The organism is Flavobacterium dankookense (assembly GCF_004362665.1).
GTDB classification, from domain to species: domain Bacteria; phylum Bacteroidota; class Bacteroidia; order Flavobacteriales; family Flavobacteriaceae; genus Flavobacterium; species Flavobacterium dankookense.
Map to the genome: position 1 here is coordinate 46,574 of NZ_SNXR01000018.1, position 12,969 is coordinate 59,542.

13 protein-coding genes are annotated in these 12,969 nt (G+C 32.2%); 4 read left to right on the plus strand and 9 right to left on the minus strand.

Annotated features, from left to right (window positions below; genetic code table 11):
* Positions 1-62: 62 nt before the first annotated feature.
* The 3 genes from rplI to rpsF form a co-directional block, all read right to left on the minus strand.
* Positions 63-503: a 50S ribosomal protein L9 gene (gene rplI / locus BC748_RS13135; protein WP_133533954.1), complete on the minus strand. Its 441-nt coding sequence runs from the start codon at positions 501-503 to the stop codon at positions 63-65.
* A gap of 62 nt (positions 504-565) precedes the next feature.
* Positions 566-862, minus strand: a complete 297-nt coding sequence (gene rpsR, locus BC748_RS13140) for a 30S ribosomal protein S18 (protein WP_133533955.1) — start codon at positions 860-862, stop codon at positions 566-568.
* Between the two features lie 5 nt (positions 863-867).
* Positions 868-1,209, minus strand: coding sequence for a 30S ribosomal protein S6 (gene rpsF, locus BC748_RS13145; RefSeq protein WP_133533956.1), 342 nt, complete (start codon positions 1,207-1,209; stop codon positions 868-870).
* Between the two features lie 189 nt (positions 1,210-1,398).
* Between rpsF and BC748_RS13150 the strand changes: the two genes are divergently transcribed.
* Complete coding sequence (locus BC748_RS13150) at positions 1,399-2,094, plus strand: LytR/AlgR family response regulator transcription factor (protein ID WP_133533957.1); 696 nt, start codon at positions 1,399-1,401, stop codon at positions 2,092-2,094.
* Here the strand turns inward: BC748_RS13150 and priA are convergent.
* Genes priA through nadC form a run of 4 tightly spaced genes read right to left on the minus strand, consistent with a single transcriptional unit; the run spans position 2,091 to position 6,776 of the window.
* Complete coding sequence (priA, locus tag BC748_RS13155) at positions 2,091-4,538, minus strand: replication restart helicase PriA (protein WP_133533958.1); 2,448 nt, start codon at positions 4,536-4,538, stop codon at positions 2,091-2,093. The two genes, BC748_RS13150 and priA, sit on opposite strands and share 4 nt — an antisense overlap.
* Before the next feature lie 13 nt (positions 4,539-4,551).
* On the minus strand, positions 4,552-4,977 hold the full coding sequence (locus BC748_RS13160; RefSeq protein WP_133533959.1) for a DUF2147 domain-containing protein: 426 nt from the start codon (positions 4,975-4,977) through the stop codon (positions 4,552-4,554).
* A complete protein-coding gene (locus BC748_RS13165; RefSeq protein WP_133533960.1) occupies positions 4,974-5,918 on the minus strand; it encodes a YihY/virulence factor BrkB family protein in 945 nt (314 codons plus the stop codon). Before BC748_RS13165 ends, BC748_RS13160 begins: the two co-directional genes overlap by 4 nt.
* Positions 5,919-6,776 (minus strand): carboxylating nicotinate-nucleotide diphosphorylase, encoded by an 858-nt coding sequence (gene nadC / locus BC748_RS13170; RefSeq protein ID WP_133533961.1) that lies wholly within the window; start codon positions 6,774-6,776, stop codon positions 5,919-5,921.
* A 99-nt stretch (positions 6,777-6,875) separates the two neighbouring features.
* Here nadC and BC748_RS13175 point away from each other — a divergent pair, with 99 nt between their 5' ends.
* Positions 6,876-7,910: a quinone-dependent dihydroorotate dehydrogenase gene (locus BC748_RS13175; RefSeq protein ID WP_133533962.1), complete on the plus strand. Its 1,035-nt coding sequence runs from the start codon at positions 6,876-6,878 to the stop codon at positions 7,908-7,910.
* Positions 7,911-7,953: 43 nt separating this feature from the next.
* Entirely contained in the window at positions 7,954-8,817 is an 864-nt protein-coding gene (locus BC748_RS13180; RefSeq protein WP_133533963.1) for a hydroxymethylglutaryl-CoA lyase, read from the plus strand.
* Here the strand turns inward: BC748_RS13180 and BC748_RS13185 are convergent.
* Positions 8,801-10,915 carry a cation-translocating P-type ATPase gene (locus BC748_RS13185; RefSeq protein WP_342772722.1) on the minus strand — a complete coding sequence of 705 codons (2,115 nt, stop codon included), beginning with the start codon at positions 10,913-10,915 and terminating at the stop codon, positions 8,801-8,803. The two genes, BC748_RS13180 and BC748_RS13185, sit on opposite strands and share 17 nt — an antisense overlap.
* 9 nt (positions 10,916-10,924) lie before the next feature.
* Positions 10,925-11,308 (minus strand): cation-transporting P-type ATPase, encoded by a 384-nt coding sequence (locus BC748_RS14370; protein ID WP_342772721.1) that lies wholly within the window; start codon positions 11,306-11,308, stop codon positions 10,925-10,927.
* Positions 11,309-11,420: 112 nt separating this feature from the next.
* Between BC748_RS14370 and guaB the strand changes: the two genes are divergently transcribed.
* Positions 11,421-12,893 (plus strand): IMP dehydrogenase, encoded by a 1,473-nt coding sequence (gene guaB / locus BC748_RS13190; RefSeq protein WP_133533964.1) that lies wholly within the window; start codon positions 11,421-11,423, stop codon positions 12,891-12,893.
* The last annotated feature ends 76 nt before the right edge of the window (positions 12,894-12,969 follow it).

Sequence of the window (12,969 nt, forward strand, 5' to 3'; positions counted from 1 at the left end):
TAATTAATTATATAAAAAAATCCCGACTTACATCGGGACTTTTAATTTTGTATGTTGAAATATTAAACTTCAGCAACGATTTCATAAGGTAATTCAACAACTACTTCTCTGTGTAATCTCACAGTAGCAGTATATTTACCTGTACGTTTTACAACACCGCTTGTGATGAATTTTCTATCAATTGGTTGACCAGCAGTTTCTAAAGCCGAAGCGATATCGATGTTAGTAATTGAACCAAATAATTTTTCTCCACCAGCTTTTGCAGTGATTTTAATATCTAAAGCTTTTAAAGCTTCAGCTATTTTTTTAGCATCATCAACAATTTTTGCTTCTTTGTGTGCTTTTTGTTTTAAATTTTCAGCTAAAACTTTTTTAGCAGAAGGCGTTGCTAAAGTAGCAAAACCTTGTGGAATTAAATAATTACGACCGTAACCGTTTTTTACTGTTACTACATCGTCTTTAAATCCTAAATTCTGAACGTCTTGTTTTAAGATAAGTTCCATGTTGTTGTCCTTTATTAGAGAAGTTAGCCCGCCAATGGCGAGGCAACAACTATATGTTTATATTATTTTAATAAATCAGCCACGTAAGGCATTAATGCTAAGTGACGAGCTCTTTTAACAGCTACTGACACTTTTCTTTGGTACTTCAATGAAGTTCCTGTTAAACGACGAGGTAAAATTTTACCTTGTTCGTTAACAAATTTTAAAAGGAAATCAGCATCTTTATAATCGATGTATTTGATTCCTGATTTTTTGAAACGACAATATTTTTTAGTTTTGTTCGTGTCAATATTTAAAGGAGTAAGATATCTAATATCTCCGTCTTTTTTTCCTGAAGCCGATTGTTGCAAATTTGCCATGATGATTAAGCTTTAGATTCTTTTAATTTTGTTCTTCTTCTTTCTGCCCAAGAGATAGCGTGTTTATCTAAACTTACAGTTAAGAAACGCATAACTCTTTCGTCACGTCTAAATTCAGTTTCAAAAGCAATAAGTACTTCTGGACTCACTTGGAATTCAAATAAATGGTAAAAACCACTTTTTTTGTTTTGGATTTCGTAAGCTAATTTTTTTAAGCCCCAATCCTCTTTCGATACCATCTTTGCTCCTCTAGAAGTAAGAAAATCTTCAAACTTGCTTACTGTTTCCTTTACCTGAACTTCAGATAAAACGGGATTTAAGATGAAAACAGTTTCGTAATGATTCATAATAAATGTGTGTTAATTTTAAATTGGGCGCGAAGATAAAAAATCTTTTTGGAATATTAATGCGATATAGTGATAAATCGTCTAAAAGTAAAAAAAATCGTTTAAAAGCAAAAATAATCGATAAAATGTTAGGTGGATTGAAATAAAGTATATACTTTTACCGAACCAAATCTATAATAATAAAAAATTATGAAACTAAATTGTGTAGTCGTAGATGATAGTTCGATACAAAGAATGATCATTGCAAAGTTAGTAAATAATCATCCAAATTTACATTTAGTGGGTGATTTTTCTAATGCAATTGAAGCAAAAAATTGCATGTCGGTTCATACTGTTGACTTAATATTTCTAGATATTGAAATGCCAGTCATCAGCGGATTTGATTTTCTTGATGGATTAAAAGTAAAACCGCAAATTATTTTTATCACGTCAAAGGCGGAATATGCTATGAAAGCATTCGATTATGATGCAACAGATTATCTTCAAAAACCAATTGCATTAGATCGTTTTAACGCATCTGTTAGAAGAGCGATGGATTTTCATATGCTTAAAAAAGAAAATCAAGAAGAAGAAGGCGAACATATCTTTATTAAGAGTAATCTTAAAAAACTTAAAGTTTACACTAATAAAATTAAATGGATTGAAGCCTATGGTGACTATGTAAAAGTAGTTACTGAAGAAGATAGTAATTTGGTTCTCTCTACAATGAAATCTTTTGAGAAAGATTTATCAAGTGAAAAGTTTATTAGAGTTCACAAATCCTATATCATTAATATTGATAAAGTAGAACGTTTCAACAGTAAATTCGCAGAAATTGGTGTAACAAAAATACCTTTAAGTCGCAATAAAAAGGAAGATTTGATAAAAGCCCTAGCTATTGCTTAATAAAAATCCACATTTACAGTAACTTTTATAGCTCTGTATTGCGCAACCATATCAAAACTATTCAGAACTTTCTGGATAGTTTTTTTTGTGCTTTGCAAATTCGTTTCGCTAGGTATTTTCACCATTATCGTTCTAATGTATTCATTTCGAATTCGGCTGATGGCTGGTTCTTCTGGGCCAAGAACAGGAACAGTTAGGTTTTGTTGCAAAACCTGATACAACCACATCGAACCTTCTTTAAGTTTTTCAAAATCTCGATGCTTCAATGTCAGCTTGATTAATCTGAAAAATGGTGGATATTTATAAATCTGCCTTTCATAAAGTTGTTCTTTGTACATTCCTTCATAATCAGTAGTTGTTACTTGCTGAATGATATTATGCAATGGATTATAGGTTTGGATAACAACTTTTCCTCTTTTCTCACTTCGACCAGAACGACCAGAAACTTGAGTTAGCATTTGATAACTTCTTTCAAAAGCACGGAAATCAGGATGATACAACATATTGTCGGCATTCATAATCCCAACGAGTGAAACATTATCAAAGTCTAAACCTTTGGCGAGCATTTGAGTTCCAACCAAAACATCAATTTCTCGATTTTTAAATCCATCGATAATTTTTTCAAAACTATATTTTCCACGAGTTGTATCCTGGTCCATTCGTTTTATATTTTTCTCTGGAAACAATTCTGCTAATTCCATTTCAATTTGTTCCGTACCAAAACCTTTGGTTTCCAAATCCACACTAGAACAAACATGGCAATTTGTTGGCTTAGCCATACTGTATCCACAATAATGGCAACGCAGTTGGTTTTTGAATTTATGATAGGTCAAACTCACGTCACATTGTTGACATTGCGGAACATGACCACAAGTTAAACACTCTAAAACTGGAGAAAATCCTCTTCGATTTTGAAATAAAATAACTTGTTCTCCGTTAGAAAAGGCTTCTGTAATTTGTTCAATTAAAGTCAAACTGAAATGACCTTTCATTTTCTTTCTGAAATAACTATCTTTTAAATCAACAAGTTCAATTTCTGGCATTTGTACATTACCAAAACGCTCCGTTAAAGTAACTAAACCAAACTTTCCTGAAGTTGTATTGTAAAAGGTTTCAATACTTGGTGTAGCCGAACCTAATAAAACTTTTGATTGATGCGCATTTGCTAAAACAATCGCAGCATCACGAGCATGATATCTTGGGGCTGGATCTTGTTGCTTGAAAGTTGTTTCATGTTCTTCGTCAACAATAATCAACCCTAGATTTGAAAAAGGTAAAAACAAAGCCGATCTTGCTCCAATTACTATTTGCGCAGTTGAAGATTGGTTTAAAACATTTTGCCACACTTCTACCCTTTCATTATTGCTGTATTTTGAATGAAAAACAGCTACTTTATTACCAAAATATTGTGTCAAGCGAGAAACTAGTTGTGTTGTCAGGGCAATTTCGGGTAAAAGATATAAAACCTGTTTTCCTTCCTTAATATAGTATTCAATAAGTTTAGTGTAGATTTCAGTTTTTCCGCTGGAAGTTACACCATGAAGAAGACAAACGTCTTTTTCTAAAAATGATTTTTCAATTTCATCAAAAGCCAATTGTTGAGCTTTGCTTAACAGTAATTTATTATCATTTTTATTTTTATCAAAATTTACTCGGTCTTCCTGAATGTGATATTCCTCAAAAATATTTTTTTCAACTAATCCTTTTATAATTGAAACAGTAACATTAGCTTTTTCAGTCAATTTTTTTACAGAAATAGGATTACTTTGTTGTGCTTGTAATTGAAAATATTGCAAAACTAAATTTTTCCTTTTATCTGATTTCAAACTATCTAAAAGTGCAATTAATTTACTTTCATCTTTAAAATCAGAATGCAAACGAATATATTTTACCAATTTAGGTTTGTATTCTTCTTGAATTTCTTCTTGAAGAGAAATTATTTTTTTATCAATTAGCTTCTTGATGATTGGCAAAACCGTTTTTTTATTGAGAATGTCAATAATGTTTTGAATTTTCAAAGAACTTTGACGTTGCAAGGCTTCATAGATCAAGAACTCATCATCGGACAATTCAGCTTCATCAACAAAAGTTGTGGTTTCTTGCGAAATAATAGTTTCACTTTCTAACAATAATGCGGACGGTAAAGCACCACGATAAACATCGCCAATAGAACACATATAGTAGGAAGCAATCCAAAACCAATGATTGATTTGAAGCTCATTAACAATTGGCTTTTCATCCAGAATTTGATGAATTTCTTTTGCATCGTATAGTGTTGGTGGTGTTTGATGTAAATCAATTACTAAGGCAGTATAGATTTTATTTTTAATCGGAATTGCCACTCTCATTCCTTTCTTTATATAATTATATTCAGCTTCCGAAACACAATAAGTCAGTGTTTTAGATAACGAAAGTGGAACAATAACTTCAATAAAAAAATTCATGTATTATGTTTGATTATTTGTCTCTAACCCAAGTTTGTGAGCGACCAAAAAGCGATATTCCAATGTAACCTCTTACGATTAATTTATTATTTCCGTCAAAAGAAATTTTACAATTATACGTTTTTCCATTTTTAGGATCTGTAATTTTTCCTCCATCAAAAATTGCTCCATTCTTTTGTATTGATTTTATGATTACTAATCCTAGTATTGGTTTATTTTTATCTTCTCCTTGACAAAGTTCACACTTTCTGAACCTATGTTCTTGTTCAAGGATTTCAATAATTTTTCCATAATACTTCCCGTTTTTTTCAAAAATTTCAATAATCGCTTTTTCTTTTCCTGTTTCATCATCGATAGTTTTCCATTTTCCTATTATGGTTTGAGAAAAACTTATTTGTACAAAAAAAAGAAGTAGTATAACTATTTTATTCGCTTTCATATTGTCTCTTTTTCTTGTTGTTTCTGACGTTTTATCTGATTGATAGATGCGTTTAAATCAAAACCTAAAAGCAATATCATACAGTTTATCCATATGTAAAACATAACTACTAAAAGCGTTCCAATAGAACCATAAAGTTCATTGTATTTTGAAAATTTAACCACCCAAATTCCGAAAAAGTAAGATGATAAGATGATTAAAACTGTTGTAAAAACCGAACCTATAGATATAAATGCGCGGTTTTTTTCGCGTTTTACACCAAATTTAAACAACAAGGATGTTGAAAACAAAATCATTAACATGATAAAAATATATCGACCCGTTTCAAGAAGCGAAATCTTATCAGAAAGCACATCTTGAATAATTGTTTTTTGAATAATAACTTCCAAGATTACAATAGCTGCAACCGTAATTATCAAGAAAAATGACAATAATAATGACAATGCTAATGATACAAAATACTGACGAAAGAACTTTCTCTTTAATGAAAAATCAATATGATGTGAACTTTCAAATCCGCCAAGAATAGCATTTACTCCGTTGGTCATCAAGATGATAGCCATCAAAAAACCGGTAGAAATTAATCCTGTATTACTATTATTTAAAATATCATCAATGATGGATTGAATAGCGTCAAATGTTGTTGGCGGAACATTTTGTTGGACAAAACCTAGAAAATCTTCCTGAAAACCTTCAATTGGAATGTAGGGAATTAGATTGAAAATGAACAGCATAAAAGGAAATAACGCCATAAAAAAACTCCACGCAATAGCTGCGGCACGATAGGAAATTGCACCTTCTATAATACCAATGATATAAATATCGAGCAAATCGTATAATGAAAGCCCGTACAGCCAAGGTAATTTTATTTTTTGCAACAGCATGATAACCTGCTTAATAACAGGTAGTTTCATTAATTTATTTTCGATTGGTGAGGACATTTAGATGGCTTTTAAACTCAAATCCATGTTGTAAACCGAATGCGTCAACGCTCCAGAAGAGATATAATCAACACCACAATCGGCATATTGACGAATGGTTTTTTCGTTTATGTTTCCGGAACTTTCTGTTAGGCATTTGTCACCAATTAAAGCTACAGCTGTTTTGGTATCTTCAAAATTGAAATTGTCAATTAAAATTCGATAAACACCTTCATTTTCAAGGATTTCTTTGACTTCATCCAAATTTCTAGCTTCGACAATGATTTTCAAATCGAGATGATTTTCAGCTAAAAAAGCTTTGGTTTTATTGATGGCATGTGTAATTCCGCCAGCAAAATCGTTGTGATTGTCTTTCAACATAATCATATCATACAATGCAAAACGATGATTTTCGCCACCACCGATTTTTACAGCCCATTTTTCGCAAGCACGAAATCCTGGAGTTGTTTTTCGTGTATCTAAAATTTTAGTTTTTGTTCCTTCCAAAAGCTGAACAAAATGATTGGTTTTTGTTGCAATTGCTGACATTCTTTGCATAGAATTCAAAACTAATCGTTCTGCTCTCAAAATCGATTGTGAACTGCCAGAAACATGAAAAACGACATCGCCATACTTCACTTTTTCACCATCATTAATAAAAACTTCCATCTCTAAAGTTGGATCAACGTTTTCAAAAATCATTTTTGCAAAAGAAACACCAGCAATTATTCCAGTATCTTTCACTAATAATTTGGCTTTCCCATTAGCATTAGAAGGAATGCAAGCAAGCGAACTGTAATCGCCTGAACCAATGTCTTCTCTAATACCATTTTGGATAATTAAATCAAGTTCTCTTTGGAATTGTTCTTTTGAAATCATTACTATTTAAATTGATTGGCTAAAGTAACATTTAATTTACTGATTAAAAAATGAAAATTGAAATTGAATTTCTATTTTTGCACCACAACACAACAACACATGTACAAACTAATTATTCGTCCGATACTTTTTTGGTTTGATCCCGAAAAAGTACATTATTTCAGTTTTACGGCTATTCGATTTTTTTCTAAAATTCCTTTTTTTTCAAGTATTTGTAATTCATTATTTGAAGTAAAAGATAAACGTTTAGAAACAGAAGTTTTTGGTTTAAAATTCAAAAATCCAGTTGGATTAGCAGCAGGTTTTGACAAAGATGCCAAGCTGTATAAAGAACTTTCAAATTTTGGATTTGGCTTTATCGAAATTGGAACTTTAACACCAAAACCACAAGAAGGAAATCCTAAAAAGCGCTTGTTTCGATTAAAAAAAAATAATGCAATCATCAACCGAATGGGTTTTAACAACGGTGGTGTTTTTGAAGCTGTCGAACGTTTGAAAAAAAACAAAAACGTTTTAATCGGCGGAAATATTGGTAAAAATAAAATTACGCCAAACGATGAAGCAGTAAATGATTATCTGATTTGTTTTGACGCATTATTCAACTATGTAGATTATTTTGTGGTGAATGTGAGTTCGCCAAACACTCCAAATCTTCGCGAATTGCAGGATAAAAAACCTCTAACTGATTTATTAACAAAACTCGAAACCCGAAACTCTGAACGCGAAACTAAAAAACCAATCTTACTAAAAATCGCTCCAGATTTGACTGATGAACATCTTTTGGACATTATTGATATTGTAAACGAAACCAAAATTGCTGGAGTAATTGCTACCAATACAACTATTTCAAGAGAAAATTTAATGACTGAAAATAATCCTGAAGTTATGGCAGAAATTGGCGGATTATCAGGAAAACCATTAACAAAACGTTCCACTGAAGTTATTCGTTTTCTTTCGGAAAAAAGTAATAAATCCTTCCCAATTATAGGTGTTGGCGGAATTCACACTGCCGAAGATGCCATTGAAAAACTAGAAGCTGGAGCAAGTTTGGTGCAACTTTATACAGGATTTATTTATGAAGGACCGAAATTGGTAAAAGAAATTAATAAAGCAATTTTAAAATCCAAAAGTTAATTTTAATTAACGAAATCGATTTCTTTAGTATATTTGGCAACCAATGAAAAAAGTCAAAATCATAGAATGTCCACGCGATGCCATGCAAGGCATCAAAACGTTTATTCCTACCGATACTAAAGTGCAATACATTCAGTCATTACTTCGAGTTGGTTTTGACACGATTGATTTTGGGAGTTTCGTTTCGCCCAAAGCCATTCCACAAATGCAAGATACGGCAGAAGTTTTGGCACAATTGGATTTGACTAAAACCGAAAGTAAACTACTAGCGATTATTGCTAATACTAAAGGTGCAGAAATGGCTTCGGTTCACAAGGAAATTCAATATTTAGGTTTTCCATTCTCGATTTCGGAGAATTTTCAAATGCGGAATACACATAAAACCATAGCGGAAAGTTTAGTGACTTTGCAAGAGATTTTAGATATTGCAAATACGACAAACAAAGAAGTCGTTGCCTATCTTTCTATGGGATTTGGAAATCCGTATGGCGATGTTTGGAATGTAGAAATCGTCGGCGAATGGACAGAAAAATTGGCGAAAATGGGCGTAAAAATCCTTTCGCTTTCTGATACTATTGGAAGTTCTACACCTGAAGTTATTGACTATTTATTCTCCAATTTAATTCCAAAATATCCTGAAATTGAATTTGGCGCACATCTTCATACAACGCCGGATAAATGGCACGAAAAAGTAGATGCCGCTTTCAAAGCAGGTTGTACACGATTTGATGGTGCAATTCAAGGTTTTGGCGGTTGTCCAATGGCAAAAGATGATTTGACTGGAAACATGCCTACCGAGAAACTTCTCTCCTATTTTACTGCTCAAAAAGCTGAAACTAATTTAAGTGCCATGAGTTTTGAAAGTGCTTATAATGAAGCTTCTAAAGTATTTAAATCTTATCACTAATTGCTCTTTTTCTTTTGAAAATTTTATAAATCTCTATCCAAATTACAGAAATAAATCCTACCAAAATACTACAGCCAATTTGAAAGAAGGTTACTTTTTCAAATAGAAAGAATTTTGAAAAAATGGGAACAAATAATAGCAAAGTTGTAATCAATATTGTAATTCCAATTATAACCAAAACCAAATTGTTTTTGTATCGAATTGTTGTAAAAATAGAATAGTAAAACGACCTGTTTTCTAAAGTTAAAAAAACATTAGAGGAGATTAATGTCAAGAAAATGCATGTTCTAGTTACACCTTCTGTAAAATCGTATTGTATGCAATATTGATACATAAAAAGTAATCCTAATGCGATTATTAATCCTTGAATTATACTAATTGTTATTTCTTTTAAATTAAAAAAAGTAGTCGTAAAAGGTCTTGGTTTTTGTAGCATCAAATTTCTTTCCATTGGTTCATTTTCATAAATAATTGAACATGTTGGTCCCATAATTATTTCTAAAAAAATAATATGTACTGGTGTAAAAATGTTAGGATAAACCCAACCTAAAACCAAAGGAATGAACACAATAAGAATAATTGGAATATGAATAGAAATAATGTACTGAATGGCTTTTTTTAGGTTAACGTAAATTTTTCTTCCCATAGCAATGGCATCAACCATTTTATCAAAATTATCATCAATTAAGATTAAATTAGCGGCTTGTTTTGCTATTTCGGAACCTTTCTTACCCATTGCAATTCCTATGTGAGCCGATTTTAATGCTGGTCCATCATTGACACCATCGCCAGTCATTGCTACAATTTGATTATTATCTTTTAATGCTTGAATAATTCTCAACTTAGCTTCTGGAAACATTCGAGTAAAAATAGTTGTTTCCATAACTTTTTCTTTTAAAATGGTTTCATCCATTGCCATTAAATCGTCTCCATTGAGCACATTATCTGGATTTTTAAAACCTATTTGTCTCGCAATCGTAGATGTTGTTGCAGCATTGTCGCCTGTTATTATTTTGACTTGAATTCCTGCTTTATAAAATTTTTCAAAAACGTCTTGAATATTTGCTTTTGGTGGATCATAAAAAGCAATTAATCCAACGAAATCAAAGTTGAATTCTTGCTGTATTTTTGGATAATTTTGATTTACATCAATAACTTTTCCAACACCAAGAACACGATAACCTTTACTTGCCATTGTGTTCATTGCTGATAATATACTTTCTTCCTCATTTTTAGTCAAATCACAAACGGCAATCAAAGCTTCGGTTGCACCTTTAGCGGCTATAATTTTTTCACCCTTTGAATTTTCAAAAATATGCGTCATCATTGGTGGTTTTCCTTTTAAAGGATATTCATGGACTAATTTGAAATTAGGTCGTTCATCATTTGAAATTATTTTAGTGTATGAATCGTGAATGGCTACTTCCATTGCATCATAAGGAATTGGTTCACTTGACCACATCGCATAGTTTAAAACCTCTTGAGATTCTTCATTAAACTTTTCGTCACTATTAATAATCGTGTTAGATTTAAAAATATACAATTGCGCCAAACTCATTTTGTTTTCGGTTATCGTTCCAGTTTTGTCTGTACAAATAACCGTCGCGCTTCCGAGTGTTTCCACCGTTTTTGTTTGTTTAGCAATAATTCCAATTTTCATTAATCGCCAAGCTCCAAGTGCCATAAAAGTGGTAAAAGCAACGGGTATTTCTTCGGGAATAACACTCATTGCTATAGTTAATGCCTTCAATAAACTATCTAATACATTTTGCGAATGATAGTAATTAATAGCCCAAACAATGCCAAAAATAAGCAATCCGATGACCGACATCTTCTTAACAAAATTGTTGATTTGAATTTGAAGTGGTGTTTTTTCAACTTCAACTTGTTCTAAACTCTTGCCTATTTTTCCTAAATTAGTTTGATTGCCAATTCGAATGACTTCACAAATTGCCATTCCTGTAGCTACAATTGTTCCTTGAAAAACTTCATTATCATCTGAAGTTTCATTTTTGGCAACCGCTAATGATTCTCCAGTTAATATTGACTCATTAACCATAAAATCACTCGACTGAATTATTTTTGCATCGGCAGGAATAAAAGAACCTTACTCGATTTGAATAAAATCACCTAAAACAATTTCTTCACTAAAAATTTCAATAACACTTCCGTTTCTAATTACTTTATTTTTGGGTTGAGATAATTTTTTCAAATCATCAATTGCATTTCTACTTCTTGCTTCTTGAAATAATGAAATAGCAACAACTAATAAAATTGCAACTGACATAAAAATTCCATCGCCATAATCGCCTGAAACAAAATAAATACTCGCAGCAGCAACTAAAAGCAAAAACATTGGTTCTTTTAAAATATCAAGTAAAGAATTTAAAAAATTATTTTTCTTTTGATGCTCTAGCGAATTTGTACCGTTTTTATTTTTTGAAGCAATGACTGCATTATCCGAAAGTCCAATTATAGTTTTATGTACCATTTAATGAAATTACATGTTATACTAAGGTAGCGATTTTATATGACATAGAACTCCTTTTTTTGCATTAGATTTATTATATTTGCACGCAATTTAACTACAACTACAAATTGCAATGTACACACACAACTCAAAAATCATTAGTGAAGGATTAACTTATGATGATGTCCTTTTGGTTCCTAATTTTTCAGATGTTTTACCAAGAGAAGTTTCTATCCAATCTAAATTTTCAAGAAATATTACTTTAAACGTCCCAATTGTTTCAGCTGCAATGGATACCGTTACTGAAAGTGCTATGGCAATTGCTATGGCGCAAGAAGGCGGAATTGGTGTTTTACACAAAAACATGACCATCGAACAACAAGCTGCAAAAGTTAGAAAAGTAAAACGTGCCGAAAGCGGAATGATTATCGATCCAGTAACTTTACCCCTAACCGCTTTGGTTTCAGATGCTAAAAATGCTATGAAAGAATTTGGTATCGGTGGAATTCCAATTGTAGATGAAAACAAAACTTTGAAAGGAATTGTTACTAATCGTGATTTACGTTTTGAAAAAAACAATTCAAGACCAATTATCGAAGTAATGACAAGCCAAAATTTGGTTACCGTTGCCGAAGGAACATCTTTAGAACAAGCTGAAGTAGTTTTGCAAGGACATAAAATCGAAAAACTTCCTGTTATTAATTCTGAAAATAAATTGGTAGGCTTAATCACTTTCAGAGACATTACAAAACATACTCAAAAACCAATTGCCAATAAAGATTCATTTGGTCGATTGCGAGTTGCCGCTGCCATTGGTGTTACTGCCGATTCGCTGCAAAGAGTGGAAGCTTTAGTAAATGCAGGTGTTGACGCCATCATTATCGATACTGCTCACGGACATACCAAAGGTGTTGTTTCGGTTTTAAAAGAAGTAAAAAATAAATTTCCTCAAATTGACATTGTAGTTGGAAACATTGCCACACCAGAAGCGGCTTTGTATTTGGTAGAAAATGGTGCCGATGGCGTAAAAGTTGGAATTGGTCCAGGTTCAATTTGTACCACACGAGTTGTTGCTGGCGTTGGATTTCCACAATTTTCAGCAGTTTTAGAAGTTGCTGCAGCATTAAAAGGTACAGGAATTCCAGTAATTGCTGATGGCGGAATTCGTTATACTGGCGATATTCCAAAAGCTGTCGCAGCTGGTGCAAGTTCGGTTATGTTAGGTTCATTATTAGCAGGAACAAAAGAATCTCCTGGAGAAACTATCATTTTTGAGGGAAGAAAATTCAAGTCTTATCGTGGAATGGGTTCAGTTGAAGCAATGCAAGAAGGTTCAAAAGACCGTTATTTTCAAGATGTGGAAGATGATATTAAAAAATTAGTTCCTGAGGGAATTGTTGGTCGTGTTCCATACAAAGGCGAATTAAACGAAAGTATGCAACAATTTATCGGCGGACTTCGTGCTGGAATGGGTTATTGTGGCGCAAAAGATATTCCAACATTGCAAGAAAATGGACGTTTTGTTAGAATTACATCTAGTGGAATTACTGAAAGTCATCCACATAACGTTACAATTACAAAAGAAGCTCCGAATTATTCGAGGTAATTTTTTGAACCACCAAGTTCACTAAGAATGCACAAAGCTCACAAGTTTTTAATCACTTCGTGAGCTTTGTGTTTTT

What these genes read in the sequence shown, in the direction of transcription:
- BC748_RS13165 (WP_133533960.1), bottom strand. Translation starts at nt 5,918, where the DNA reads ATGTCCTCACCAATCGAAAATAAATTAATGAAACTACCTGTTATTAAG.
- rplI (WP_133533954.1), bottom strand. Translation starts at nt 503, where the DNA reads ATGGAACTTATCTTAAAACAAGACGTTCAGAATTTAGGATTTAAAGAC.
- nadC (WP_133533961.1), bottom strand. Translation starts at nt 6,776, where the DNA reads ATGATTTCAAAAGAACAATTCCAAAGAGAACTTGATTTAATTATCCAA.
- BC748_RS13150 (WP_133533957.1), top strand. Translation starts at nt 1,399, where the DNA reads ATGAAACTAAATTGTGTAGTCGTAGATGATAGTTCGATACAAAGAATG.
- guaB (WP_133533964.1), top strand. Translation starts at nt 11,421, where the DNA reads ATGTACACACACAACTCAAAAATCATTAGTGAAGGATTAACTTATGAT.
- rpsR (WP_133533955.1), bottom strand. Translation starts at nt 862, where the DNA reads ATGGCAAATTTGCAACAATCGGCTTCAGGAAAAAAAGACGGAGATATT.
- BC748_RS13175 (WP_133533962.1), top strand. Translation starts at nt 6,876, where the DNA reads ATGTACAAACTAATTATTCGTCCGATACTTTTTTGGTTTGATCCCGAA.
- rpsF (WP_133533956.1), bottom strand. Translation starts at nt 1,209, where the DNA reads ATGAATCATTACGAAACTGTTTTCATCTTAAATCCCGTTTTATCTGAA.
- BC748_RS14370 (WP_342772721.1), bottom strand. Translation starts at nt 11,308, where the DNA reads ATGGTACATAAAACTATAATTGGACTTTCGGATAATGCAGTCATTGCT.
- BC748_RS13180 (WP_133533963.1), top strand. Translation starts at nt 7,954, where the DNA reads ATGAAAAAAGTCAAAATCATAGAATGTCCACGCGATGCCATGCAAGGC.
- BC748_RS13160 (WP_133533959.1), bottom strand. Translation starts at nt 4,977, where the DNA reads ATGAAAGCGAATAAAATAGTTATACTACTTCTTTTTTTTGTACAAATA.
- priA (WP_133533958.1), bottom strand. Translation starts at nt 4,538, where the DNA reads ATGAATTTTTTTATTGAAGTTATTGTTCCACTTTCGTTATCTAAAACA.